The organism is Streptomyces sp. AK02-01A, from assembly GCF_033795305.1.
GTDB lineage: Bacteria > Actinomycetota > Actinomycetes > Streptomycetales > Streptomycetaceae > Streptomyces.
In genome coordinates this window covers 23042-47363 of record NZ_JARBAE010000035.1, presented here as the reverse complement: position 1 = coordinate 47363, position 24322 = coordinate 23042, and the positions used below count along the sequence as shown (strand labels likewise).

22 protein-coding genes and 1 tRNA gene are annotated in these 24322 nt (G+C 69.4%); 11 read left to right on the top strand and 12 right to left on the bottom strand.

Translation table 11 applies throughout. From position 1 onward, the window contains the following. Positions 1-380: 380 nt before the first annotated feature. The 3 genes from PV679_RS26865 to PV679_RS26855 all read right to left on the bottom strand — a co-directional run bounded on the left by PV679_RS26865 (position 381) and on the right by PV679_RS26855 (position 3136). Entirely contained in the window at positions 381-1121 is a 741-nt protein-coding gene (locus tag PV679_RS26865) for a DUF2637 domain-containing protein (RefSeq protein ID WP_319683006.1), read from the bottom strand. Between the two features lie 231 nt (positions 1122-1352). Beyond that, positions 1353-2522 carry a DUF3631 domain-containing protein gene (locus tag PV679_RS26860; RefSeq protein ID WP_319682979.1) on the bottom strand — a complete coding sequence of 390 codons (1170 nt, stop codon included), beginning with the start codon at positions 2520-2522 and terminating at the stop codon, positions 1353-1355. A gap of 383 nt (positions 2523-2905) precedes the next feature. Next, a complete protein-coding gene (locus tag PV679_RS26855; RefSeq protein ID WP_319682978.1) occupies positions 2906-3136 on the bottom strand; it encodes a hypothetical protein in 231 nt (76 codons plus the stop codon). A gap of 96 nt (positions 3137-3232) precedes the next feature. Here PV679_RS26855 and PV679_RS26850 point away from each other — a divergent pair, with 96 nt between their 5' ends. Together PV679_RS26850 and xerC are read left to right on the top strand one after the other, a co-directional pair. Then, positions 3233-3913: a helix-turn-helix transcriptional regulator gene (locus PV679_RS26850; RefSeq protein WP_319682977.1), complete on the top strand. Its 681-nt coding sequence runs from the start codon at positions 3233-3235 to the stop codon at positions 3911-3913. Further along, complete coding sequence (xerC, locus tag PV679_RS26845) at positions 3910-5571, top strand: site-specific integrase (protein WP_319682976.1); 1662 nt, start codon at positions 3910-3912, stop codon at positions 5569-5571. Before PV679_RS26850 ends, xerC begins: the two co-directional genes overlap by 4 nt. Positions 5572-5615: 44 nt before the next feature. Here xerC and PV679_RS26840 read toward each other — a convergent pair. Together PV679_RS26840 and PV679_RS26835 are read right to left on the bottom strand one after the other, a co-directional pair. Continuing rightward, a tRNA-Arg gene (locus tag PV679_RS26840) sits at positions 5616-5691 on the bottom strand. Positions 5692-5959: 268 nt separating this feature from the next. Then, entirely contained in the window at positions 5960-6517 is a 558-nt protein-coding gene (locus PV679_RS26835) for a PadR family transcriptional regulator (protein ID WP_319682975.1), read from the bottom strand. Positions 6518-6617: 100 nt separating this feature from the next. On the opposite strand from PV679_RS26835, the gene PV679_RS26830 reads away from it, so the two are divergent. Next, complete coding sequence (locus tag PV679_RS26830) at positions 6618-7136, top strand: hypothetical protein (protein ID WP_319682974.1); 519 nt, start codon at positions 6618-6620, stop codon at positions 7134-7136. A gap of 116 nt (positions 7137-7252) precedes the next feature. On the opposite strand, the gene PV679_RS26825 is transcribed toward PV679_RS26830, so the two are convergent. Then, positions 7253-8392, bottom strand: coding sequence for a serine hydrolase domain-containing protein (locus PV679_RS26825; protein WP_319682973.1), 1140 nt, complete (start codon positions 8390-8392; stop codon positions 7253-7255). A 218-nt stretch (positions 8393-8610) separates the two neighbouring features. On the opposite strand from PV679_RS26825, the gene PV679_RS26820 reads away from it, so the two are divergent. Then, complete coding sequence (locus PV679_RS26820) at positions 8611-9027, top strand: MerR family transcriptional regulator (protein ID WP_319682972.1); 417 nt, start codon at positions 8611-8613, stop codon at positions 9025-9027. Positions 9028-9047: 20 nt separating this feature from the next. Here the strand turns inward: PV679_RS26820 and PV679_RS26815 are convergent, their stop codons facing one another. Further along, positions 9048-10370, bottom strand: a complete 1323-nt coding sequence (locus PV679_RS26815; RefSeq protein ID WP_319682971.1) for a M6 family metalloprotease domain-containing protein — start codon at positions 10368-10370, stop codon at positions 9048-9050. A gap of 274 nt (positions 10371-10644) precedes the next feature. Here PV679_RS26815 and PV679_RS26810 point away from each other — a divergent pair, with 274 nt between their 5' ends. Together PV679_RS26810 and PV679_RS26805 are read left to right on the top strand one after the other, a co-directional pair. Next, positions 10645-11298 carry a helix-turn-helix domain-containing protein gene (locus PV679_RS26810; protein ID WP_319682970.1) on the top strand — a complete coding sequence of 218 codons (654 nt, stop codon included), beginning with the start codon at positions 10645-10647 and terminating at the stop codon, positions 11296-11298. A gap of 245 nt (positions 11299-11543) precedes the next feature. Beyond that, complete coding sequence (locus PV679_RS26805) at positions 11544-13079, top strand: MFS transporter (RefSeq protein WP_319682969.1); 1536 nt, start codon at positions 11544-11546, stop codon at positions 13077-13079. A 159-nt stretch (positions 13080-13238) separates the two neighbouring features. Here the strand turns inward: PV679_RS26805 and PV679_RS26800 are convergent, their stop codons facing one another. Further along, entirely contained in the window at positions 13239-13772 is a 534-nt protein-coding gene (locus tag PV679_RS26800) for a MarR family winged helix-turn-helix transcriptional regulator (protein WP_319683005.1), read from the bottom strand. 115 nt (positions 13773-13887) lie between these two features. On the opposite strand from PV679_RS26800, the gene PV679_RS26795 reads away from it, so the two are divergent. Next, positions 13888-14670, top strand: coding sequence for a class III extradiol ring-cleavage dioxygenase (locus tag PV679_RS26795; protein WP_319682968.1), 783 nt, complete (start codon positions 13888-13890; stop codon positions 14668-14670). Between the two features lie 43 nt (positions 14671-14713). On the opposite strand, the gene PV679_RS26790 is transcribed toward PV679_RS26795, so the two are convergent. Continuing rightward, entirely contained in the window at positions 14714-15766 is a 1053-nt protein-coding gene (locus PV679_RS26790) for a questin oxidase family protein (RefSeq protein ID WP_319682967.1), read from the bottom strand. Between the two features lie 134 nt (positions 15767-15900). Further along, positions 15901-16431 carry a GNAT family N-acetyltransferase gene (locus PV679_RS26785; protein WP_319682966.1) on the bottom strand — a complete coding sequence of 177 codons (531 nt, stop codon included), beginning with the start codon at positions 16429-16431 and terminating at the stop codon, positions 15901-15903. Positions 16432-16584: 153 nt separating this feature from the next. Here PV679_RS26785 and PV679_RS26780 point away from each other — a divergent pair, with 153 nt between their 5' ends. From PV679_RS26780 to PV679_RS26765, 4 genes are all read left to right on the top strand, one after another. Further along, positions 16585-17580, top strand: a complete 996-nt coding sequence (locus PV679_RS26780) for an RNA polymerase sigma factor RpoD/SigA (RefSeq protein ID WP_319682965.1) — start codon at positions 16585-16587, stop codon at positions 17578-17580. A gap of 366 nt (positions 17581-17946) precedes the next feature. Further along, positions 17947-18723 carry a DeoR/GlpR family DNA-binding transcription regulator gene (locus PV679_RS26775; protein WP_319682964.1) on the top strand — a complete coding sequence of 259 codons (777 nt, stop codon included), beginning with the start codon at positions 17947-17949 and terminating at the stop codon, positions 18721-18723. Further along, the gene (gene pfkB, locus PV679_RS26770; RefSeq protein ID WP_319682963.1) at positions 18720-19724 is read left to right on the top strand and encodes a 1-phosphofructokinase; all 1005 of its coding nucleotides are present in this window, start codon (positions 18720-18722) and stop codon (positions 19722-19724) included. Before PV679_RS26775 ends, pfkB begins: the two co-directional genes overlap by 4 nt. 85 nt (positions 19725-19809) lie before the next feature. Further along, positions 19810-21915: a fructose-specific PTS transporter subunit EIIC gene (locus PV679_RS26765; RefSeq protein ID WP_319682962.1), complete on the top strand. Its 2106-nt coding sequence runs from the start codon at positions 19810-19812 to the stop codon at positions 21913-21915. 267 nt (positions 21916-22182) lie between these two features. Here PV679_RS26765 and PV679_RS26760 read toward each other — a convergent pair whose 3' ends face one another. After that, positions 22183-23019, bottom strand: a complete 837-nt coding sequence (locus PV679_RS26760; protein WP_319682961.1) for a DUF6227 family protein — start codon at positions 23017-23019, stop codon at positions 22183-22185. Positions 23020-23165: 146 nt separating this feature from the next. After that, positions 23166-24197, bottom strand: coding sequence for a P1 family peptidase (locus tag PV679_RS26755; protein ID WP_319682960.1), 1032 nt, complete (start codon positions 24195-24197; stop codon positions 23166-23168). Positions 24198-24322 lie beyond the last annotated feature (125 nt).

The window sequence follows — 24322 nt, the reverse complement described above, 5'->3', positions numbered from 1 at the left end:
GCGGGCGCTGGCGCCTGGGAGAGAAGGCTCCGTCCGCTTGTCCCCCTCCAGTTCCAGGCTGCGGTCCGCCCTCGGTCGCTGCCGGCCGGTCCGGTGCCTCCTGGCATCGAGCCGCCCCCGCCACCTCTGGGGCGGGAATCCCGGGAGCATTGCTCCCGGTACAACTTGCTCCGCTTTTTGCCGTGGTCGTGGGTATGTGCTGCTGATGGGGAGGGGCTTCGTGGTGCTGGTCGTACATGAGGCTGTTCTCCGGTAAGCGATTGTGAGGGGATGGCGATGTCGTGTCGGCTTGTTGACGGTCCGAGCACCCGTCCTCGCGCTGAGCTGGTCGGGGACGAGTGGTGCGAACCGTGGACGGGGGGTGGGCCCTACGAGGGAACTCAGCGGGCCTCGTTGAGTTCGGCCTGCAGCATGCGGGTGGCGTCGGCTACGCGGTCCTTGCCGACGCTGTGGCCTTTGGCCCGGATTTCTGACTCCACCGCGCGACGTGAGATACGGCCGTCGCGCCCTCGGGGAGCGTTGCGGCCGATGGCGAGGAGTTCGTCCATGGTCGCGCTCGGCTGTCGTCCCCTGGGTTTGGCTCCCGCCCCTTGGCGATCCGCCACTGTGGCGGATCGTTCCGCCACATCGCTCCCGGCGTCTGCGGCGCCTTCACTTGGGAAGTGACCGGCGAGCGACGGCTGCTTCGGCGCATCCGTGTCGGTGTGGCTGGCCAGGGGGTGGCGTCGGATGACGAGGTAGAGGTGGACCGAACCGGCGAGAGCCAGTGGGGCGATGGCGGAGAGGACTCCGACGGTGATGTCATCGAGGTGAAGACCGGTATTGCGGGTTTGCTGGTTGAGGCGGATGGCGTGCAGGGCGTTGGCCCAGATGCTGGTGGTGGTGGCGATGCCGACGAGCACCCAGACGTAGAGGCGCGAGCCGAGTGGCGCTGTGCGGAGGATCAGAAGGGCGCCGACGCCAATGGCTATGAACCCGTCGATGACCAGGGGGAACGTGTAGGTGAGGAGGCCGCGGATGTGGATGGCGACGGCCATCTGGCGCAGGGCGTCGTAGGAGAGGGCGAAACCGACGGCGCCGAGCACGGCGACACCGAGGCGGATTGCAGCGGTGCCGGGCATGGCGGGGGTGGCGTTGGCGGAAGGCAAGTGGACGCACTCCAGGCGGGGTTGTGCGGCGGCCACGGGCATGGGCGTGGTGGCAGCCAGGATGCGAGGCGACTCGTACCACCCGTTGCATGCCTGGTCAGGGCAGGTACGGGTGGGGCGGTGATGTCGGGTTGACCCGTTGCGGGCCGGCCACCCGTCCCCGCGCTGACCTGCGCGGGGACGGGTGTGACGGGTTGAGTCGGGTCAGGCTGCGCTGTGGGTGGTGGTCCCGGAGGCTTCGGGAGGCTCGGCAGGAAGCGACGAATCGGCGGTCGGCGCAGGGCAGTAGCGGGCCCAGGCGTCCAGGAACTGGGTCCGTGCATAGCCCTTGGCCTGGACGCCGTCAGGGAAGCGGTGATTGCCCGGCCGGATGTTGTAGTCCTCCAGCAGCAGTCCCAGGCGGCGCGGGTTCAGCCCGGCGGGGCCGTGCTCGGCCCACGGGGATTCCGGGTCGCCGTTGAGCTCTTCGATCAGGCGGCTCGTACGCAGCGAGGCGGGATCACCCTCAGCGCTGAATACGCGGCGGATGTCGATCAGGATTCGGGTACGCAGCCCCGTGTCCGCGTCCTTGCCGGACTCATGGGCGGTCATCGCCCGGCAGGCCGTGCGTGCCAGTACGGGCCAGTCGTCGCCGGCCAGGTCGGCGACGATCACCAGAGGTTCCCAGGTGTCGGCGGCACGGTCCTCGACAGGCATGTTCGGCTCGCTGGCCGTCGCCTCCGCGAACTCCGGTTGCAGCCAGTCGGTGAGCCGGTCGCGAATGGCGTGCAGGGCGGGGGTGTCGCGGACGGTGCGGAAGGACGCGACGGTTTCGCCTGGTGCCCTGCGGCGCATACGGATGACCACAGACCGGTCCATGATCGTGTCGGGCAGGTCTCCGATCCCGGCGAGCGCGGCCATGGCGAAGGTGGGGAACGCCTGCGGTTTGTGCTCCGGTCCGCTGACCCGCAGGGTGGGGCGGTTGCGCTGGTGACCGGCGTTCAGCAGGCCGCGCAGGTCTTCGTTGCGTTCCGCTGCCTTCGCGGTTCCGAACAGCGTGTCGGCTTCGTCGACCAGGAGCGTGGGCGGGTCCTCGTGGGTGATCGAGCGGAAGATCGCCGCCGGGCTGGCGTTGACCGTGATCAGCGGGGCGCGCACGGTCTCGGTCACCACGTCCAGCAGCCGCGACTTGCCGCACCTCTTTGCGGGGCCGACGACCGCGAGGCGCGGCGCGTGCTGCCACGCCGTCTGCAGATGCGTGGCGGCCACCCACAAGGTGACCGCGTCGATGGCCTCTGCCGAGGGCAGGACTACGAACTTCACTATCTGCGCGCGCAGTTCATTCAGCAGCTTTGCCCCGATGGTCGGCTCCGTGACCGATGCCGCCTCCGTCATGGGCTGACCCACCTCGGCGGGACGCGGCGCACCCTGGCTGTCGACTCCTGAGGCTTCGCCAGTGTGGCGGGCCGGTCGGCCGGGGATGGCGACCGGCGGCCAAGAAGGCTTGGCAGAGGCGGAATGGGGTTCGGGTCCCGCATGTTCCACGGGGTAGCTCCTCGTCTGGCGGTGGCGGGCTCGCGGGCCCTGGCCGCCGGGTTGGTTCTTCACGGGCCGTTCGGGGGTGCTCGGGCCTCCGGCGTTGCACCGCCGGAGGCCCATCTGCGTCGCGAGGCCACCAGGCCATCGCGGGGGAACACGGACCGTACGGCCACACCCGTCCACAGTCCAGCCTTTCTGTGTCAGCCCAACGCAGAACGACCTGCTACGCTCCCGGCCCTTCATGCTGCCAAGCCGAGCAGTTTCAGCAGATCCGCAGTCACGACCCGGTAAGCGTTTCCGAGTCGCAGGACCCTGCACGGGTAGGCGTCACGCTTCGCCAGTTCGTATCCCTTGCTCCGCCCGAGCCCGAGGGCGCGGTTGCTCGTATCGAGGTCAACCGCCACGGGGAGGGCGAGCAACTCCTCCCGACTCATGCCCTTCGCCCGTTCGGCCGGTGTGTCGTCGCGCATGTGGCGCGCTCCCTTCGGTACAGCCCTCGGCGAACGCGGGCATCACGTCCGGCTCCAGGCCGCTACCAACAAGGATGGCCAAGCTAATGTGTCTGTATGACACAACGCGATTTCGATGATGAAGAGGACGACTTCCCGGAGTGGGCGGACCGGATCAAGGCCAACGTGGCGGGCGAAGTCCGGCGAAGGAGGCGGGAAATGGGATGGAGCGCCCAGGATCTGGCGGATCGCTGCGAACAACTCGGGCATCCCATCCCGCGCAACGTGATCGCCAACATGGAGTCCGGCCGCCGGGCGAACCTCCCGCTCGTAGACGTGATGGTCCTGGCCGCCGCGCTGGAGACGTACCCGGTCTGCCTGATCTTTCCGGTCGGATACGTCGACAGGACCCAAGAACTCCCGTTCCAAGACCTCGTACCCACATGGAACGCCCTGCGCCGCTTCACCGGAGAGGAGGACGTACCCATGTACGACGCCGGCCTGCTACCGGACTTCGAACGTCACGCCAGCCTCGTACGTACTGCCCTTGCCGGGCTCGAAGAGGAGGAGCAGGCCGGGTTCACCGCTAGGACGGCTACCGGTCGTGCCCAGCAGGAAGAGGCGGAACGCAAGCGCAGCGAGTACGCCGACCGGGCCATCTCGGCCAAGTACAGCCTCCGCTATCTCCGTCTGGAGCTCCGGGGTGAGGGGGCCATTCCACCCGCGCTGCCGCCCGCACTAGGAGATGTCGACCTGCCAGAAGCGCATACCGACACCACATTGGAGGAACGCCCTTGAAGGGTTCCACGCACCGCCGCTGCTACTGCCGGGACCCCCGGACAGGCAAACCACTTGGGAAGAACTGCCCCAAGCTCACCAGCCGCAAGCACGGCTCCTACTCGATACGGCAGGAACTCCCACCCTGCGAGGACGGCAGCCGTCGCTCCTTCAGCCGGGCTGGCTACGACAGCCTCAAGGCCGCACAAACGGATCTCGATCACGTTCGCGCGCTTCTCGGTCTCGCCGACACCGACGACTCGGAAGGGCTGGCGCAGATAGGCGAGCTGCTGGAGAAGGTGGCGGACGAGAAGGCGCCGTTGCCGGATATCGAGGCGACCCGCAGGCGCCTCAGCCACGGCCTCGACCTGACGAACCGGCTCACGGTCGGGGAGTGGCTGGATATGTGGCTGGCAGGCAAGAAGGGCCGTCAGAGTGCGATCAGCCGCGACGAGAGCAACATCCGCGTGCACCTCAAACCGGGGATCGGGCACTACCGGCTCGATCGGCTGCGTGTCAGCCACTTGTCCGAGATGTTCGAAGCCATCGCCGAGGCCAACGTCGAGATCGCAGAGGGAAACGCGGCACGCCGCAAGGCAGTCGACGACCTTGCACAGATTGCCTGGAAGGGGCGCGAACCCCGTGCCCGCCGCAAGGCGATGAAGGCCGCCATCGCCGAGATGGAGCCATACCGGCGCATCGTCGGTCCGGCAACGCGCCAGCGCGTCCGCTCCACCCTGCGGGCCGCGCTGAACGCCGCGATCGCGCAGCAGCTGATCACTTTCAACCCGGCGGCCCACGTCGAGTTGGAGGCGGGGAAACGCCCCAAGGCGCTCGTGTGGACCGAGGAGCGCATCCTCTACTGGGAGCGCACCGGCGAGAAGTCCTCGCCGGTGATGGTCTGGACACCGGAGCACACCGGCCTCTTCCTCGACCACGTCGCGGAGGACCGCCTGTACGCGCTGTTCCACCTGATCGCGTTCCGCGGGCTGCGACGCGGCGAGGCGTGCGGTCAGCGGTGGACCGACACCCACCTGGACTCCGGACTCATCACAGTCGCCAAGCAGCTCGTGGTGAACGGTTGGGAGGTGTATGAGGACGACCCCAAGACCGATGCGGGCGCGCGCACCATCGCGCTGGACTCCGACACGGTCCGAGCGCTGAGGCGGCACCGTGCCCAGCAGGAGAAGGGCCGCGAGGAGTGGGGGAGCGCCTGGGTGGAGACCGGCAGGGTCTTCACCCGAGAGAACGGAGAACTGCTCCACCCCGCCAACGTCACAAGGCGGTTCATCGAGTTGTACGAGGAGATTGGCCTCCCACCGATACGGCTCCACGACCTCCGCCACGGCGCCGCGACCCTCGCCCACGCGGCCGGTGCCGGCCTCAAGGACATCCAGGAGATGCTCGGCCACTCCTCGATCACCATCACGTCGGACACCTACACGAGCCTGCTCCCCGAGGCGGATCTGGCGATCGCCGAGGCTGCGGCCCGTCTCGTGCCGCGAGCGCGGGCCACCCCTGGGGACTCCGAGCCCCAGGGGGATTCCGAAGCCCACCACGCCGGCCAGCCCGTGCCGAATGATGCTGATCCGTTGGGCGATATTCGGGAGATCAACTTCCCGTCCGCTCACGCAGCGCTCACGCAAACGGCCCCGGACGAGGAGTCCGAGGCCGGATAACGCGCCTTCCTGGGGGAGAAACCCCAGGTCAGCGGCTTAATGTGTGGTGCCCCCGGCAGGATTCGAACCTGCGACACCCGCTTTAGGAGAGCGGTGCTCTATCCCCTGAGCTACGAAGGCGGGGTGTGATGGTGCCGCCGGTGAGGCTGCGTCACGGCACATAGTGTAGCGGGTGGCGCCGGGGCGGCCACCGGGTCTTTGGTGTGGGTTCGGGTGCGGCCAGTGCCGTGACTGGCGGTGTTCGCCCGCCGAGGAGCGGTGGCCGGTGCGTGTGATCGCAAGGCGGCCGACAGTCCTTCTGGCGGGGCTTTTGGCCAACGCCGCGCGCGCCAGTCGGGCGTCTCGATGCGGCAAACGTGGTGCGGGCGGCGGCGGTTGGGGCCGGCGCTCAGGGACCGCTCGCCTTGTCTGCCGGCTGGTCCGGCCGGTCCGCGTTACGGACCTGTTCGGCGGCCCAGCGTGCCCACTCCTCTTCCATCGCGCGTTGGCGCAGCCCGTACTCCAGCGCCAGTTTGCTGTTGACCGACAGCATGTTGTCTCCCCAGTCCACCGCTTCATTCAGCTCCACGAGCGCGGCGCGTTGCGCGGCCGCCGTGTCCGCCTGCTGCGAGAGGTGCTCCACGGCCTGTTCCCGGGGCAGGACACCGAGGAAGAAGACCTGGAGGAGGGATTCGTTGCGCTGGGGCTTGTCCGCGTCGTCCTCGGTGAGCCAGCGGCGCAGCTCCTCCCTGCCCGGCTCCGTGAGGCCGTACTCCTTGCGCCCCCTGGGGCCTTCGGCCACTACCTCGATCAGGCCCGTCGCGTCGAGGCGGTTCAGCTCGCCGTAGACCTGGCTCTGGGTGGCGGGCCAGACATTGGCGAGCGAGGTGTCGAACAGCTTCATCAAGTCGTATCCGCTGGCGGAGCGGTCGACGAGGAGTCCCAGGAGGGCGTGGCGAAGGCTCATGACGCTCATCTTACCTTCCACGGTTGACATGTCGAAGAGTGACCTTCTAGTTTGGACATGTCGAGCTTGGAGGGTCCGGGCTGCCGTCGAGGAGATCGCTGTGGGCTATCTGCGTGGCTTCATTCCTTGGATCGCGTTCGCCGTCCTGTCGTCCTTCGACTGGCGATGGGGCGCCGTCGCCGGCCTGCTCGCCGGCGGTTTTCTGTTCGTGTGGGACCGTCGGGCGGGCGTCTCCTGGGATGCGGGGATCCTCGATGTGAGCACGGTTGTGTATGTCATAGGCCTCGGTGCTCTCGCCCGCGCTGCTCCGGACTCGCCGCTGGAGCCCTACGCCGGTGTGATGTCCTTCGGCTGGCTCGCTCTGACCGCCTCGGGGGCGCTTCTGGTCGGTCGGCCCTTCACTCTGGGAATCGCCCGGCGCCAGATTCCTCGTGAGTACGGGGACATACCCGCGTTCCTCCGGATCAATGTCATCATCACGACCGCCTGGGCGGCGGCTTTCACCTTCATAGGCGCCGCCCAGGCGATCCGTAGCAGGACCGACGCGCCGGCCTGGGTGGGTGTCGGCTGCCATGTCGGGCGTCGAGATCCTCACCTGCGTCTATCCCGCTCTGTCTAGCTGTACTAGCCCGTGCGGGCGTCCGGGCCGGGGTCTCATCCGTACGGCGGAGCCAAGGAGAGCCTCTGGTATCGACGCGGACGACCGGGAGGATCGGGAGGGTCGATGCACGGTCGCTACGAAAGGTGGTCGTAGACGGCCCGTACATAAGTGGCGCTGCGGTCGGAGCCGAGGATGCCGGGTGCCATCTTGTTCATCATGTAGGAGATCGTCATCCGTCGGTCGAAGTCCATGATGATCATGGAGCCGCCCCAGCCGCCCCAGAAGCAGATCCGCCCGTCGGGGATCCAGGGAATCGTGTCCTTCTGGGGCAGCGCGTAGCCGATGCCCCAGCGGAGGGCGAGTCCGTTGACGGCGTCGACACCGTCCGCCTGGACGTCGAAGATCAGCTCGATTGTCTTCTCGCCGAGCAGCCGGACACCGTCGACCTCTCCGCCGCGCGCCAGCGCGGAGAGGATGCGGGCAACGGAGCGGGCGTTGCCGTGGCCGTTCGCCGCGCCGATGTCGGCGGCCCGCCACGCGGGAGTGTTGGCCACGTCCGCGGTGAGCGACGGACCGGTCAGAGCCTTGTAGGCGGGGCTGTCCTGCCCGGCGGCCTCCGGATCGAACGGCAGCGGAGGCGGCGGGACGACATCGGCGATGCGGCTCCAGTCCCGCTCGGCCGCCCCGATCTGGAAGTCCGCGCCCAGAGGGCCGGCGATCTCCTCCGCGACGAATTGCTTCAGGGTCCGTCCGCTGACGCGGCGGACGACCTCGCCGATCAGATGTCCGAAGTTGAGGAGGTGATAGCCCGACGCCGTGCCCGGCGTCCACCACGGAGCTTGAGCGGCCATGCGGGCCGCGGCCCGCTCCGTGTCGTAGAGATCCTCGATCGTGGCCGGCTGGTCGAGGCCGGACACTCCGGAGGTGTGTGAGAGCAGATGGCGGACCTTGACATCCTGTTTGCCGTTGGCGGCGAACTCGGGCCAGTACCTGGCCACCGGCGAGTGGACATCCAGCTCGCCGCGGTCCACCAGCATGAGCGCGGCGAGACTGGTGACGGTCTTCGTCGTCGACCACACGTTGGTGATGGTGTGCTGGTCCCACGCGACCGTGCGGGCAGTGTCGCGGAAGCCGCCCCAGAGGTCGACGACGCGCTCGCCGTCGACATCGACGACCAATGAGGCTCCCAGCTCCTCACCGGAGTCGAGATTTCGCCGCAGCGCGGCGCGCACAGCGTCGAAACGGGGCTCGGACGTGCCCTGGGGATCGGTCATGTTCGGTGTCTTTTCTCGGGGCGTGATGGGACGTGCTTCTCGAAGGCCGGTGAGCCCGAGGCGAGTTCGCGGCGGGCCGGAGACCGAGAACCAGCTTGAAACACTCACATCGATGGGAAGGTCAAGCGCCCCAGGTCAGGCCCGGGTCAGGCCCAGGTCGAGGTCAGGTCAGGCCCAGGTCCGGCTGGAATCAGTCCTCGTGTCATACGCTTGTGCGAATGCGGATCGGAGAGCTGGCGGAGCGCACGGGCACATCACGGCGGCTGCTGCGCTACTACGAGGAGCAGCGGCTGATGGCGCCCGGCCGCTCCTCGAACGGCTACCGCGAGTACGACGAGTCTCTCGTCGGCCGCGTGCTGCAGATCAGAGGACTCCTCGACGCCGGGCTGCCCACCCGGGTCATCCAGCAGATCCTGCCGTGCCTCGAAACGCCCAGGAGTATCTATTTTCCCGGTGCGACTCCGGAGACCATCGCCATCCTGGAACGCGAACACGATCGGATGTCCGAGCGCATCGAGTGTCTGACCCGTAACAGAGACGCGATCGCCGACTATCTCGACGCGGTGCGCGCGGAACGTGCCGACCCCGGCAGCGGGCCGCGCCATGCTTCCGAGGGAGAGACACCCTCGGTGTGACGCCAGCGCTCACGTCCGGGTCAGGGCCGTGTCACCCGTACCTTGAAATGTCCGCCGGAGTCCTCCGACAGCACCGCGATCCGGATGTTGTTCTCGTCGTCGACGAAGGTTTCTCCGGGCCGGTACGTCGCATCGGACAGCTCGGCGTGCACATTCGGCCGTCGCGTGCAGCCGCCGCTGTTCGTCGCGCTGTCCGCGACGGTGATCGGGCCCCGCCCGGTGTCGATCCCGGAGTCGACGCGGTAGATCAGGACGCCCGGTTCGCACACCGCGTCGTCGTTGCCCGCCCGCGTCCGTACCTCCACCGCGTATCCCGACTCCTTGGAGATCGGTACGAAGGCCAGCTTGGGCCCGCCCGCCGTGGCCAGCGGGCCCAGCATGTGTTCACTGCTGCCCGATGTGGACGCGCAACTGACCTGGTTGTCGTCGAGCCAGCCGAGCTTCCACTTGTGCCAGCCCATCAGATCGTTGTTGGCGCCCCAGTCCTCGGACATGATGTCCCAGTGCCCGACCGAGCTGCCGCCGTCCATCGTGTAGAGGTCGGGAAGGCCGAAGACATGGCCGTTCTCGTGGGGCAGCACCCGGTAGCCGGTCAGCGGATACGAACCGGAGCCGTCGTCCTGGCGGCTGTAGACGAAGGACGTGTTCGAGAGCGGGACACCGTCCGCGCTCGGCGCGTCCACATTGCCGGAGAAGGTCACGGACAGGACCGTCTGCAGCGCGGAGGGTCCGGCATTGGGCGTGACCAGCACGTTGACCAGGTCGTACGCGCTGAAGTCCACATCCGCGTCGGTGACGGACACGATGTCCTCGACAAGCTTCCGGTAGCCCGGATCGTAGGGAGCTCCGCGTTCTATCCCGTATTCCTTGAAGGGCTTCGGCATACGCAGCCAGTCCTTCAGCGGGGCTTCGGGACGGTAGTCGAGCCGCCCGTACGAACTGGTCCTGAACCATTCGGACGTCTTCGGGAAAAACTCCGCGAGCCGTGCGAGGGCCGACCCGGCTCCCGGCGCGTCCGAGAAGTCGATCATGAGATTGAGGGCGCGCACCTTCCCGGTGGACCGGGAATAGCCCGGCGGAGTGGGAAGCCCTTCCGACATCTGTACGATCGCGGTGGAGGCGATACGGCACGCGCCGAGGTCGGACGTCCTGTTGGTGGACACGGGCCCCGGGGACGCGCGGATGGGTGCGGGGAGAGGTCCGCTTCCCGAGGCCAGGGCGGCGATGGTGACCGCGGCGAGGCCGGCGAGTGCGCCGAGTCTGCGGGCGCCGCGCGCGCTTCTGGCGTATCCCGTGGTTCCGGCACTGCCGCCGGTTCTGCGTATCCGACGCGTCTGCTGCATGCGGTCGCCTTCGGGTCCGCGGCAGTCGGCCGTCCTGACTGCTCTCCGTTTGCTCACCCTGCGTCGCTCGGCGTGTCGGCGCTCGCTGGGTGCGCCGATCGAGGGTTCTTTCCACCTCGCTGGTTTTGTGATTCAAGTCACAAGTTCCCGTGAAATAACCGGGGACGGTTTCCCCGTTTGAACGTGTGTCTCCGAGAACCGGGGACGCGGTCCCCGGTTACGGGGGCTCGTTCAGAACCGCAGGCCGGATCGCGCATGGAGGGAAGGGGCCGATATGACCATCGCCGCCGAGACCGAAGTGCGACGCGCGCCGCGTCCGCGCGCGGACGCTCTGCGTAATCGCGAGCGGATCGTCGCAGCGGCCCGCGAGATGTTCGTGGAGTACGGCCCGGAAGCCCCGCTCGACGAGATCGCTCGCCGCGCCGGCATCGGCAACGCCACGCTGTACCGGCACTTCGCCGACCGGCACGCCCTCGCCCATGACGTGGTGCTGTCCGTGCTGGCCCGCACCGCGGACCAGGCGGAGAGAGCCGCGGCCGAGGAGACGGTGCCGTTCGCCGCGCTGCGGCGCTTCGTGCACGCCGCGGCGGGCGAGCGGATCGGAGCGCTCTGCCCGATGCTTTCCGGCTCGGTCGACACCCGGCGACTCGATCTCGACGCCGAGCGGGTCCGCCTCGAAGAGGCCGTCGAAGGGCTGATGGAGCGGGCACGGCAGGCGGGACAGCTTCGTACCGATGTCGCCGTCGGCGATCTGATGGTCGCGCTGTCCCAGCTCACCCGTCCGCTGCCCGGCACCGGCTGTCTGAACATGGACGGGTACATCCACCGCCACCTGGAACTGTTCCTCGACGGCCTGGCGGCCCCGGGGCGTTCCGAACTGACCGGCACGGCCGCGACCCTGGAGGATCTGCGCCGCGCCGCACCGTGACGCGCCCTGAGCCACAACCACGAACCCCCGGCCGGAGCCGTCCGGAACCGGCCCAGTAATCCCTCGTACTCCGTGCGGTGCAGCCGGCCCTCCGGGCCTCGCGCCCAGGTCCCGTGCTCCGCACCCCGTCTGTCCATCACTCCGTCACCCAGTGACCCCAGTGACTCCATGACCTCGTAAGTCTCGCAGCGTCGCCTGTACTTACGTACGTTTTCGCCTTTCTGCACCCTTAGGTGGATATCTCCATGCCAAAATCAGCCGAAACGCGGCTTCCTGATCCGAGCGTTCCGCTCGCCGACCCGACCCGCTGGAAAGCGCTGGCGTTCATTGCCCTGGCCCAGCTCATGGTCGTCCTCGACGCCACGATCGTGAACATCGCGCTGCCCTCCGCCCAGCAGGACCTGGGGATATCGGACGGCAACAAGCAGTGGGTCATCACGGCCTACGCCCTCGCCTTCGGTGGTCTGCTGCTCTTCGGCGGACGTATCGCGGACCTGTGGGGCCGTAAGCGCACCTTCGTCGTCGGTCTGCTGGGCTTCGCCGCAGCGTCCGCGCTCGGTGGCGGCGCCACCGGCGAGGCGATGCTGCTCGGCTCCCGGGCGCTCCAGGGTGCCTTCGGCGCGCTGCTCGCGCCGGCCGCGCTGTCGCTGCTCGCGGTGATGTTCACCGACGCCAAGGAGCGGGCGAAGGCCTTCGGCATCTACGGAGCGATCGCCGGTGGCGGTGGCGCGGTGGGGCTGATCCTCGGTGGATTCCTTACCGAGTACCTCGACTGGCGCTGGACGTTCTTCGTCAACATCCCGTTCGCGATCGTGGCCGCGCTGGGCGCGTACTTCGTGATCCGCGAGCCCTCCGGCAGCCGCAACCGCTCGCCGCTGGACATCCCCGGTGTCGTGCTGTCCACCCTGGGCCTGGTGTCGCTGGTGTACGGCTTCACCCGCGCCGAGTCCAACGGCTGGTCCGACCCGATGACGATCTCTCTCTTCGTCGCCGCCGTCGTCCTGCTCGTGTCGTTCGTGCTCATCGAGTCGAAGGTCAAGTCCCCGCTGCTGCCGCTGCGCGTGATCGCCGACCGTAACCGCGGCGGTGTCTATCTCTCCCTGGGCCTCGCCATCATCGCGATGTTCGGCCTGTTCCTCTTCCTGACCTACTACCTCCAGGTCGTGGAGGGCTTCTCGCCGGTCAAGACCGGCTTCGCCTTCCTGCCGATGATCGCGGGCATGATCACGGGCTCGACCCAGATCGGTGCCCGGCTGATGACCCGGGTGGCGCCGCGACTGCTGATGGGCCCCGGCTTCGTCCTCGCCGCCATCGGCATGCTGCTGCTGACCCAGCTTGAGATCGGTTCCTCGTACGCCGGTCTGATCCTGCCGGCGCAGCTCATGCTCGGCCTCGGTATGGGTACGGCGTTCATGCCGGCCATGTCGCTCGCCACGCACGGCATCGAGCCGCGCGACGCGGGTGTCGCCTCGGCGATGGTGAACACCTCGCAGCAGGTGGGCGGCGCGATCGGTACGGCGCTGCTGAACACCATCGCGGCCTCCGCCACCACCGCGTACGTCGCGTCCCACGCCGCGACCACCGGCAACCGCCAGCTTCTGGAGCTCCAGGCGCTGGTGGAGGGCTTCACCAGCGCGATCTGGTGGGCGGTCGGCATTCTGCTGGTCGCCGCCGCGATCGCGGTGACCTTCATCAACACCGGGCGTCCCAATGCCACCCCGGCCGCCGCCGGTGCCGAGGGCGCCGAGGCGGATGCCGCGGTCCCGGTCGTGATGCACTGACGGTCCCTTACGGAGATCGCCTGCTGAGGACGTGCGGAGACCCCGCGCACGAGGAATCGTGCGCGGGGTCTCGCGTGTGGGTTTCACCTGCGGGTTTCCGGCCGGCGAAGAGGTGATCGCGGCCGAGGCCGGCCTCACCGGGCACGGAGCCGCCGTGGTTCAGCGGCGCCAGGGCAGATCCGCGCCCGTACCCTCCGGCTGCAGTCCCTCGGCCATGACCCGCATGATCTCGCCGAGCTGGTCCACCTGCTCCGCGCTGAGCCGGTCGAAGATCGCCTGGCGTACGGCGGCGACATGGCCCGGCGCGGACCGATTCAGTACGTCGTTGCCCTGCTCGGTCAGGAACGCGTTCTGTCCGCGTTTGTCGGACGGGCAGTCCTCGCGCTGCACCCAGCCGTGCTTCTCCAGGCGGGCCACCGCGTGCGAGAGCCGCGACCTTGTGATCTTCGCGTCCATGGCCAACTGGGTCATGCGCATCCGGCGGCGGGGAGCCCGCGCGAGATGCACGAGCAGGGCGTAATAGATGTGCGGCATTCCGGCGTCGCGCTGCAACTGGCGGTCGAGATGATCCTCCAGCAGCGTGGTGGCCTGGAGATACGCCTGCCAGACGCGCTGCTCGTCGCCGCTGAGCCAGCGCGGCTCCCCGCCCGTACCGGCGTCGCTGCCGGTGGATGCCGTGGTCATGTAATCCACTGTACCCATTCTTGAAAGTTAAACTAGACGTGGTTAGGCTTGGCTTGGTGACTGCTTGAGTGTTCAAGCAATCACTGTGGGACAGTCGCGAGCAGCACACAGACCGGGAGTCGCCATGAACGCAGTCGCGGAGCGTATGCCCGCCCTCTATCTCTCCCATGGCGCACCGCCTCTCGCGGACGATCCCGTCTGGACCCGTGAGCTGGCCGGCTGGTCCGCCGCGCTGCCCCGGCCCACGGCGATCCTGATGGTCTCCGCCCACTGGGAAGAGGCTCCGCTCGCACTCGGCGCGACCGAGACCGTGCCGCTGGTCTACGACTTCTGGGGCTTCCCGGAGCGTTACTACGGAGTGCGGTACGCCGCTCCGGGCGCGCCCGAGCTCGCCGAGTCGGTGAGGAAACTGCTGGGCCGCGCCGGTACGCCCGTGCAGGACGTACCGGACCGCGGGCTCGACCACGGCGCGTACGTACCGCTGGTGGAGATGTTCCCGGACGCCGACATCCCCGTACTCCAGGTCTCCATGCCCACCCTCGACCCTCGCAGGCTGCTGGACATCGGACGCAGACTGGCACCGCTGCGCGACGAGGGAGTGCTGATCGTCGGCAGTGGCTTCTTCACCCACAATCTGGCCGCGCTGCGCCAGGCGGGCAACGGTGTGCCCGGCTGGTCGGCGGAGTTCGACGACTGGGGCACGCGGGCGCTGCTGGCCCAGGACATCGACGCGCTGCTCGACTTCGAGCACAAGGCCCCGGCCGGGCGCCTGGCCCATCCGCGCACCGAGCACTTCGCACCGCTGTTCGTGACGCTCGGTGCCTCCGAAGGAGAGCTGGACCGAGGCCGCAGCGTCATCGACGGCTTCTGGATGGGCCTGGCGAAGCGTTCGCTGCAGTTCGGCTGAGCCGCTGGGTCCGGTGTGTCGGGCCGTGGCACGCTGAGCCGCCTCACAGCACTGGGTCATTGAGGTCGATCGACCTGACCGCCGCGGCCAGCGCGGTCCCGTCGCCGACATCGAGTGCGGTGTCGGTGAACTTGATCGTGTGGTCGTCGCCGTGCCTCGCTGCCCGCTCGAAGACCTCTTCTGGTGACAGTCCGGTCGGTGCGTACGGGGCCGCGGCGGCCGGAGAGTACGCCGCGGTGACCGCCGCGCTCGCGGCCCAGGCCGCCTCCAGGCTCGGCGCCCACAGCTCACGGGGGAGCGCGGGCAAGGTGCGGAGTACCGCGTTGGGCGCGGTCGCGGCGTGTACCAGCATGATCGGCGAGCCGTGGCCATGGGTCGCGTAACGGTGCACCGCCGCTGCCACCAGCTCGGCCAGCCGGTCATGGACATCATCAGGACCGAGGCCCTGGCCCTCCGTCGGCGGCCAGACCGGGAACGCGCTGAGCCCGGCGAACCGCTCACGGATCCCGCCCTCCCGCACGGGCACCGGCGGCACGGCGTCCAGCGCGGCGGCGGCGCTCGGCGCCGGCGCCAGCCGTCCGAGCACCGGCAGCGGCTGGTGCCGGGCGGCCCAGTAGCCGAGGCCGTGCGCCAGCTCCAGCACGCGCGGAGCGGTCTCCTCCGTGGTCAGCAGCGTCCGTACGGCGTGGCCCACCCGGATCACCGGATGCGTCGCTCCGGCCGCGATGCCGGGCAGCAGTCGCGGCCACCACTCCACCAGAACGTCGCGCCAGGGACGTTCGGTGGTCTCGCGTTCGAAGTACTCGGTCCAGTCGGCGATGCGCCGCGGATCCGCGAGGGCCTCCCGCCAGTTCGCCGCCGTCACCGGAGTATCGGTGGACGGCATGTCCTCCAGCTTCGCGCGGTAGTAGTCCAGCCAGCGGTGGACGATCGGCGCCTGGCCGTGACGTACCAGCGCCTCCACCGCCATTGGGCCGTGATTGCTCAGCCAGCCCTGCCGCTCGGGCCCGGAGGTGTGCAGCCGTTCCAGCGCTTCGTCCAGGGTCCCCGTGGTGTCACCCGGGGTGTGATCCGCCGTATCGCCCGTCGTGTCCATGCACACCACGCTAGGCCGGACGCGGTGCGGTGCGTAACGGACCGCGGACCCAGGCCGGGACGGCCCCAGGGACCTAAGTCCCGGGCCCGGGCCGCCGCCTCCGGGACCTAGGTCCCTGGCCCGGGCCCGTCGGCTCAGGTCCCGGACCCCAGTGACTTCTCGTACCAGGCGACGTCCCAGTACCGGCCGAACTTCCGGCCGACCTCCGCGTACGTCCCGACGCGCCGGAAGTCGAAGCGCGCGTGCAGCCGGCGCGAGGCCTCGTTCGGCTGGGTGATCCCGGCGTAGGCGCGGTGCAGGTCCTCGCCCTCCAGGGACTCGAACAGCGCCTTGTAGAGCAGCGTGCCGACGCCGCGGCCTCCCGCGTCGTGCGCGCAGTAGACGCTGACCTCGACCGATGTCGAATACGCGGCCTTGGGACGGAAGGGGCTGCTGGTCGCGTAGCCGAGGACGCGGCCGGACGGCACATCCTGGGCAACCAGAAGCCGGTGCGGGCCGTCTTCCGGATGGGAGCGCAACCAGGACAGGCGTTCCTCCGGAGTGAAGGCGACGGTGTCGAAAGTGATGGCCGTCTCGTGGATGTAGTGGTTGTAGATGTCGGTGAGCGCGCCGATGTCTGCCTCGGTCCGGGGCCTGACCAGCACTTCCGCGAATGGTTCTGTCATATGTCCTCCCCAGGTGGCGCGACAGGGTACTGCATGATCACAAAGATCCATGTACAGCTTGGGAATTCTGTCCGGATTCCAGTCGTTGTTTCCTTCGGATGCAGGGCACCCGAAAGGGTGTCGCGACCTACTCAGCCCAGTAAGGGAGCTCGCATGGCAACCCGTGCCGTCGCCCGTCGTACCGCCACTGGCGAGACGAAAGCGGCAAGCAGTGTTCGCGCCGTGGGCGGGGAGATCGCCGATCGCGACCTGGTCGGCATGTACCTCGACGAGATCGCGCGTACACCGCTGCTCGACGCCGCAAAGGAAGTCGAGCTGTCCCAGACCATCGAAGCTGGAGTGTACGCCCGGCAGATTCTCGACGGAGACGTGGAGAGCGAGGCGGGTGGCGCTTCGCGCGAAGAGCTTGAGGCGCTGGTCGCCGCGGGTGAGCGCGCGAAGGACATCTTCATCCGCTCCAACCTCCGCCTGGTGGTGGCCGTGGCGCGCCGTTATCCGCGCAGCGGTCTGCCTCTGCTGGATCTGATCCAGGAGGGCAATGCCGGTCTGGTACGTGCGGTGGAGAAGTTCGACTACGCCAAGGGCTTCAAGTTCTCGACGTACGCGACCTGGTGGATCCGCCAGGCCATCACGCGGTCCATAGCCGACCAGTCCCGTACGATCCGGCTGCCCGTCCACCTGGTGGAAGAACTCGGCAGGATCCGCCGGGTACAGCGTGAGTTCAACAGGGAGAACGGCCGCGATCCCGAGCCGGCCGAGGTGGCCGCCGAGCTGGGATCGAACGCGTCCCGCGTCATCGACGTGCTCGACTGGGCGCGTGACCCGGTCAGTCTGAACATGTCGGTGGACGACGACGGAGACACGCAGTTCGGTGATCTGCTGGAGGACACGTCCGCCGTGTCGCCCGAGCAGTCCGTGCTGACGCTGCTGCGCAGCGAGGAGCTGGAAGACCTCATCGGCAAGCTCGACGAGCGCACGGCTTCCATCATCAAGATGCGCTACGGCATCGAGGACGGCCGGGAGCGCACGCTGACCGAGGTCGGCAAGGAGCATGGGCTGACCCGTGAGCGGATCCGGCAGATAGAGAAGCACGCGTTGCTGGAGCTGAAGAAAATGGCTCGGGACACAGGTTTCGACGCGGCGGCGTGACGTCGCCCGCCAGTAGCCGTAGTGTCGCCCTTACTCGTACTGTCTCTTCGTACGGGCCGGTCGATTCGTCGGCCCCCTCAGACGAGCCCCGGCACCAACCCCCCCCAGGTGCCGGGGCTCACCCTTGCCCGGCCACTGGCCCCGCCTCGCGCGACCGCCGAGCCCGGCGGCAGAGGCTCACTGAACACATACGGTCCGGCCCGGCGGCGCCTCGGCTGCCGGGGTTCGGCATGTCGTTGTGTCGCTGGTCGCGCGTCGATGCCCGTTCATGTCTGTCCAGTGCCCAGTTCTGTTTACTTTCCGGAAATCCGGGCGTAGCGTGGCGCCGAAACCACAGGCTCGGTCATGAGATGGACGTAAAACCACATGTACGCACCGGAGCGTCAGCAGGAGATCCTGCGCCTCGCCCGTGAAGGCGGCCGCGTCGATGTGCTCTCGCTCGCGGAGGAGTTCCAGGTCACGGCGGAGACCGTGCGGCGCGATCTCAAGGCGCTTGACCGTGCCGGGCTCGTACGGCGGGTGCACGGCGGGGCCATCCCGGCGGGGCGGCTCGACTTCGAGCCCGACCTCACGGAGCGCGAGGCCACCGCCGCCGACGAGAAGGTCCGCATCGCGCACGCGGCGCTCGCCGAGCTGCCGCGGGACGGCAGTGTCATCCTCGACGCCGGTTCGACCGTGGCCCGGCTCGCGGCGGCTTTTCCGCTGGACTGCGGGCTCACCGTCGTCACCCACGCGCTGCCCGTCGCGGCGCGCCTCGCCGACCACCCCGGTATCGACCTCCATCTGGTCGGCGGCCGGGTCCGCAACCGCACGCGCGCGGCCGTCGACGCCTGGGCGCTGCGGGCGTACGGAGAGATCCGGGCCGATGTCGTCTTCCTCGGCACCAACGGCTTCTCGCCAGACGGCGGTCTCACCACTCCGGACCTCGCCGAGGCCGCGGTCAAACGCGCCATCATCGGCGCCGCCCGGCGGGTGGTGCTGCTCGCCGACTCGGCGAAGTACGGCCAGGAGCACTTCGCGCGCTTCGGTGGTCTCGCGGATGTCGATCTGCTCATCACGGACAGCGGGCTCAGCGCTTCGGACGCCGCGGCGGTCGAGGCCGCGGGCGCCGAGGTGCTGACCGTCCCGGAGGGAGGCGCATGATCCTCACCGTTACTCCGAACCCGAGCCTGGACCGTACGTACGAGGTGCCGGCCCTGGACCGCGGCGAGGTGCTGCGGGCCACGGCCGAACGTATGGATCCCGGCGGCAAGGGCGTCAATGTCTCGCGGGCCCTGGCGGCGGCCGGGCTGCGTACGGTCGCCGTGCTGCCGCTCGGCGGCGCGCCGGGCGCGCTTGTCGCCGAACTCCTCGCGGGACAGGGCATCGAGGTCGCGCCGGTGCCGGTTGCGGGCGCGACACGCTCGAACATCGCACTCGCCGAACCCGATGGCACCTTGACCAAGATCAACGCGCCGGGGCCCGAGCTGACCGCGGTCGAGGCGGAGTCGCTGCTCTCGGCGATCCGGGCACAGGTCCGCGCGCAGGGCCGGGCCCTCGCGGACAGCGCCGCTGGATGGGTGGCCTGCTGCGGAAGCCTGCCGCGCGGGCTCGCTCCCGAGTGGTACGCCGAGCTGGTCGCCCGCGCGCACCAGGCCGGGGCCAGAGTCGCACTGGACACCTCGGGGCCCTCACTGCTGGCCGCGCTCCGCGAGCGGCCGGATGTCGTGAAGCCGAATGCGGAGGAACTGGCCCAGGCCGTCGGCCGTCCGCTCACGACGGTGGGCGACGCGGTCAAGGCCGCGGAGGAACTGCGGACATACGGCGCCGGATCCGTCCTCGCCAGCCTCGGCGCCGACGGACAGCTACTGGTCTCGGCCGCGGGGACGTATTTCGGCCGCGCGTCGGTCGCCGCCGTCCGCAGCAACGTCGGCGCGGGCGACGCCTCGCTGGCCGGTTTCCTGGCGGCGGGCGGCGAAGGTCCGGACGCGCTGGCGTCCGCGGTGGCGCACGGCGCGGCGGCGGTGCAGCTTCCGGGCAGCGTGATGCCGTCCCCCGCCGATCTGGACCCGTCGGCGGTCACGGTGACCGCCGACATCCCGCTGGACCGTCCGCTCACCGACCGTCCCGCTGCGGACCGTCCCTCCGGGGAGCCTGCCGCATGAGTCTTTCCAGCTTCCCGTTCCTCCCTTCTGACCTGTGCCTTTCCCTGTATCTGACCCGCGAGACATCCAAGCGAAGGAGCCCGCGATGAGCGACGTGATCACCGCGGACCTGGTCGACCTCGACCTGGCCGCCGAGACCAAGGAAGCCGCGGCCCGCTCGCTGGCCGAACGCATGGTGGCCCTCGGCCGCGTCACCGATCTCGACGGCTTCCTGGCTGACGTGGCAGCACGCGAGGCCCAGATGCCGACCGGACTGGACGGCGGCATCGGGATACCGCACTGCCGCAGCGCTCATGTCACCGCGCCGACACTGGCCTTCGGCCGCTCGGCGCGTGGCGTTGACTTCGGTGCCCCGGACGGCCCGGCGGACCTGATCTTCCTGATCGCGGCCCCGGCCGGTGCCGACGACGCCCATCTGACGATCCTCTCGGCCCTGGCCCGCCGCCTGATGGACGCGGACTTCACGGCGTCCCTCAGAGCGTCGACGGACCGGGCGGCGACGGCTTCCCTGATACGCGGTGATGAGCCACCGGCGGCCACGGAGGCGCACGCCGCGACCGGCACCGGCGCGGACACCGGCACTGGCGCGGACAGCGGCACCGGCGCGAACACCGGCACCGGCGTGGACAGCGGCACCGGCGCGGATGGGACGACGGACGTCACGGGAGCCACCGCGACCGGTGACTCGTCCGGCGGCGGTCATGTCTTTCGGATCGTCGCCGTCACTTCCTGTCCCACCGGGATCGCGCACACCTATATGGCCGCCGAGGCCCTGGAACAGGCCGGTCAGCTCGCCGGTGTCGAGATGGTCGTCGAGCCGCAGGGCTCCGCCGGATTCCGTCGGATCGACCCCGCGGTCATCGCCGCCGCCGACGGTGTGATCTTCGCGCATGACGTGCCCGTACGAGAGAAGGAACGGTTCGCGGGGAAGCCCACCGTCGATGTCGGTGTGAAGGCCGGCATCAACCGGCCCGGCGAGCTGATCAGCGAGGTGCGCGGCAAGGCCGAACGCGGCGAGACCACCGCCACCACACACGCCACCCCGATGGACAACGCCGGAGAACCGGGCGAAGGCGCCGGCACCAAGCTGCGTAAATGGCTGATGTCCGGCGTGAGTTACATGGTTCCGTTCGTGGCCGCCGGCGGGCTTCTCATCGCTCTCGGCTTCGCCATCGGCGGCTACACCATCAACAAGGCGCCCTCCGTCGCCGAGCACTTCGTCTGGACGGAGCACACGAGCTGGGCGGCGCTGCTGTTCCAGATCGGCGGCCTGGCGTTCAGCTTCCTGGTGCCCGTCCTCGCGGGCTATATCGCGTACGGAATGGCCGACCGCCCCGGTCTTGTGCCGGGCTTCGTCGGCGGTTCCATCGCCCTCACCATCAACGCGGGCTTCCTCGGCGGCCTGGCCGGCGGCCTGATCGCGGGCGGCACGGTGATGGCCGTCCAGCGGATCAAGGTGCCCGCGCCGCTGCGCGGCATCATGCCGGTTGTCGTCATCCCGCTGCTCTCCTCCGCGGTCGTCGGCTTCCTGATGTTCCTGGTGGTCGGCAAACCCATCGCCTCGCTCCAGAACGCCCTGACCGACTGGCTGTCCGGCCTCTCCGGAGCCAACGCGATCATCCTGGGCGTTGTCCTCGGCCTGATGATGTGCTTCGACCTGGGCGGCCCGCTGAACAAGGTCGCCTATGCCTTCGCCGTCGGCGGCCTCGCCAACCCCAACGAGGGCAGCCTCAAGGTCATGGCCGCCGTGATGGCCGCGGGCATGGTCCCGCCGCTCGCGATGGCACTCGCGACGACCGTACGAGGCAGGCTGTTCACCCGTGCCGAGCGGGAGAACGGCAAGGCCGCCTGGGTGCTCGGAGCATCCTTCATCACCGAGGGCGCGATTCCCTTCGCGGCCGGCGACCCGCTGCGGGTGATCCCGTCGGCGATGGCCGGCGGTGCGGTCACCGGCGCGCTGTCGATGCTCTTCGAGTGCACGCTGCGGGCCCCGCACGGCGGCATCTTCGTCGTCCCGCTGATCGGCAATCCGTTCCTCTACCTGATCGCGGTCGCGGCGGGCACGGCGGTCAGCGCCGGACTGGTCATCCTGCTGAAGGGAGCACGGAAGACCGGCCGTCCGGACCAGGAGCAGAAGGCGGGACCTGTACGCGACGGAGGAGATGAGGCAGAGGTGCTGGTGGCCGCCTGAGCCGGCCCTCACCAGCCAAGAAAGCTCCAGCGGCCGACCGGTTGGCGGCCCCGCACCACCGGGGCACCACTGGGAAGGCACCCCGGCGCCAGGCACCCGCACAGGACAGGCCCAGGGCATGGAACTGGGCCCTACCTCCGTCCTCTCAGGGCCGTGTACGCCGCGTCCTCAGGGCCGAGGCCGTACGCCCGTGATCTCACGGCCGTACGCCCCTCGGCCCTCTGCGGCGCCGGACGCCGCAGGCGCCCGCCTCACCGCACTCCTGCCTCACCGCACCCGCGCGCGGAGCTCCATCGCTTCGCGCGCGGTGCGCTCCGTCTCGTACACCTCGCACATATGGCGGCCGTCCGGCGTCGCGGTGTGCTCCACCTCCCAGAGGCTCGTCTCGCTGCCGTCTATCAGCAGGAAGGCGTGCTCGTAGAGCATGAAGCCGGCGTCCTTGCCCTCGACCTGGCACTGCCGGCCGAAGACCTGCGTGATGTGGTGCGCGAACGCCGTCCGCAGCAGCCGGGCGGTGTCCTCGCCCGGCCGGTCGTCGTTCTCCGCCCGGCGCAGCACACGGCGGGCGTGGTCCGGCGAGTTGTCCGGGACGTATCTCCGCGGCCTGGGCTTCGCGGGTTCGGACAGCAGGCTGCTGAGCAGAGCGATGTCGGCGTCGATATCCGCCTTCCGGCCGGCCTCCAGCTCCGACAGCAGACCGGCCGCGAGGTCGTCCAGGGACGGACCGGCGGAATGAGTGAGCGCCTTGGGCTCCTCCGGCCTTTCCCTTGCCCGGTGCGCAGCGCCGCCGGGGCTGCCCAGCCGGGCCGCGGCGAGCTGGACCTCGGACTCCTCCACGTACAGCTCGTGCAGCGGCGTGCCGTCCCGGCCGGTGTTGTGCACCAGTTCCCAGAGGGTGAGCGCGCTGCCGTCCGTGAGGAGATAGGTGTGCCGGTAGGTCTCGCGGTGCAGCCCCGCACTGTGGTGCGCGGAACACAGCGAGCTGGCGTGCGCCAGCGCATTGTCGAGCCGCTCGACCAACGCGTCAGGGAGGTCGAAGGAGTTGAGTGCCCGACCCAGGAGTCGCTCGAGGTGCGTCTCGGTTGTCTCGTAGGGATCGTTCAAGGTGGGTCTCCAGGCCGTCGCCGCATGTCACTTGGTGATTGCATAACGTAGCCCCTATGGGTGACGTCGCGTCCTAGGTTTGAGAAAACGGTGGGGGCGTACATGAAGTTCCCGTGCGCCCCCCTTCAACTCGATTGGTGCGCCCGTCAGTCGAGTCCATACAGCTCGCGGTACGACGGAAACGTGCCGCCGGGCCCGTCGACACTCTCCGCCAGGAGCGCCGCTCGCACGATCGCCCTGGTCACGACGTCCGCGCCCGCCGCGAGCAGATCGTTGAGCGCCAGCGGATCCCCTTCGGCGAGGGCGCGCCCACCCGTCGACAGAGCAAAGACGGTATCCCCGTCATTGAGTAGATGTACAGGACGCACGGCGCGCGCGATACCGTCGTGCGCCGTCCCCGCGAGCTTATGCGCCTGGGCGCGGGTGAGCTGAGCATCGGTGGCGACGACGGCGAGCGTGGTGTTGAGCGGCGGAGGACCGTTCCGCTCGCGCAGCTCGGCCAGCCGCAGCCGCGCCGCCTCGTGGATCTCCGGCGCCGGGTACTCCACCCGCCCGTCGAAATACCGCCCGTACAGCACGCCGGTCAGCGGATCGATCGCGGAGCCGACCGCGTTGGCCACGACCAGAGCGGCGACGGTCGTCCCGGAGTCCAGGAGCACGCTCGCCGTACCGACCCCGCCCTTGATCGGGCCGATGAGGGCTCCCGTCCCGGCCCCCACGCCGCCCTCGGCCACCGGTGTCCCGCTCTCCGTGCCGGACGCCGCCTCCACGGCCGCACGGCCCGTCGCCGCGTCCGGACGGGCCGGCCAGTCGCCGCCCCGTCCCAGATCGAAGATGCCGGCGGCCGGGACGACCGGCACCACCTGGGTGGGGCCGGGACCGACCCGGACGCCGCGTCCCCGCTCCTCCAGCCACGCCATGACACCGGACGCGGAGTCGAGTCCGTACGCGCTGCCACCCGTCAGCACGACGGCATCGATGCGCTGGACGATATTGCGCGGGTCAAGGGCGTCGGTCTCCCGCGTGGCCGGGCCTCCGCCCCGTACGTCCACGGCGGCGACCATCCCGCCCTCCGGGGCGAGAACGACGGTGGTGCCGGTGAGCGCGCGCTCCCCGGGCAGGCGCGCGTGCCCGACCCGCAGACCGGCCACATCGGTGAGTGCGTCATTGGATGCCATGAGCCCCATCATCCGTACCACGGCGCCCGATGGGCGGAAGCGCCCGGACCGAGTGGTTCAGGCCCGGCGGCCCAGCCCGTCGGCGGCGCCGCGGCGTCCCGCTCCCACCCCCGTACCCTGGAGGT

Bases quoted from the DNA above. Each gene is read 5' to 3' on its own strand.
- PV679_RS26865 (WP_319683006.1), bottom strand. From the start codon at position 1,121: ATGCCCGGCACCGCTGCAATCCGCCTCGGTGTCGCCGTGCTCGGCGCC.
- PV679_RS26860 (WP_319682979.1), bottom strand. From the start codon at position 2,522: ATGACGGAGGCGGCATCGGTCACGGAGCCGACCATCGGGGCAAAGCTG.
- PV679_RS26855 (WP_319682978.1), bottom strand. From the start codon at position 3,136: ATGCGCGACGACACACCGGCCGAACGGGCGAAGGGCATGAGTCGGGAG.
- PV679_RS26850 (WP_319682977.1), top strand. From the start codon at position 3,233: ATGACACAACGCGATTTCGATGATGAAGAGGACGACTTCCCGGAGTGG.
- PV679_RS26835 (WP_319682975.1), bottom strand. From the start codon at position 6,517: ATGAGCCTTCGCCACGCCCTCCTGGGACTCCTCGTCGACCGCTCCGCC.
- PV679_RS26825 (WP_319682973.1), bottom strand. From the start codon at position 8,392: ATGACCGATCCCCAGGGCACGTCCGAGCCCCGTTTCGACGCTGTGCGC.
- PV679_RS26820 (WP_319682972.1), top strand. From the start codon at position 8,611: ATGCGGATCGGAGAGCTGGCGGAGCGCACGGGCACATCACGGCGGCTG.
- PV679_RS26815 (WP_319682971.1), bottom strand. From the start codon at position 10,370: ATGCAGCAGACGCGTCGGATACGCAGAACCGGCGGCAGTGCCGGAACC.
- PV679_RS26810 (WP_319682970.1), top strand. From the start codon at position 10,645: ATGACCATCGCCGCCGAGACCGAAGTGCGACGCGCGCCGCGTCCGCGC.
- PV679_RS26805 (WP_319682969.1), top strand. From the start codon at position 11,544: ATGCCAAAATCAGCCGAAACGCGGCTTCCTGATCCGAGCGTTCCGCTC.
- PV679_RS26795 (WP_319682968.1), top strand. From the start codon at position 13,888: ATGAACGCAGTCGCGGAGCGTATGCCCGCCCTCTATCTCTCCCATGGC.
- PV679_RS26790 (WP_319682967.1), bottom strand. From the start codon at position 15,766: ATGGACACGACGGGCGATACGGCGGATCACACCCCGGGTGACACCACG.
- PV679_RS26785 (WP_319682966.1), bottom strand. From the start codon at position 16,431: ATGACAGAACCATTCGCGGAAGTGCTGGTCAGGCCCCGGACCGAGGCA.
- PV679_RS26780 (WP_319682965.1), top strand. From the start codon at position 16,585: ATGGCAACCCGTGCCGTCGCCCGTCGTACCGCCACTGGCGAGACGAAA.
- PV679_RS26775 (WP_319682964.1), top strand. From the start codon at position 17,947: ATGTACGCACCGGAGCGTCAGCAGGAGATCCTGCGCCTCGCCCGTGAA.
- pfkB (WP_319682963.1), top strand. From the start codon at position 18,720: ATGATCCTCACCGTTACTCCGAACCCGAGCCTGGACCGTACGTACGAG.
- PV679_RS26765 (WP_319682962.1), top strand. From the start codon at position 19,810: ATGAGCGACGTGATCACCGCGGACCTGGTCGACCTCGACCTGGCCGCC.
- PV679_RS26755 (WP_319682960.1), bottom strand. From the start codon at position 24,197: ATGGCATCCAATGACGCACTCACCGATGTGGCCGGTCTGCGGGTCGGG.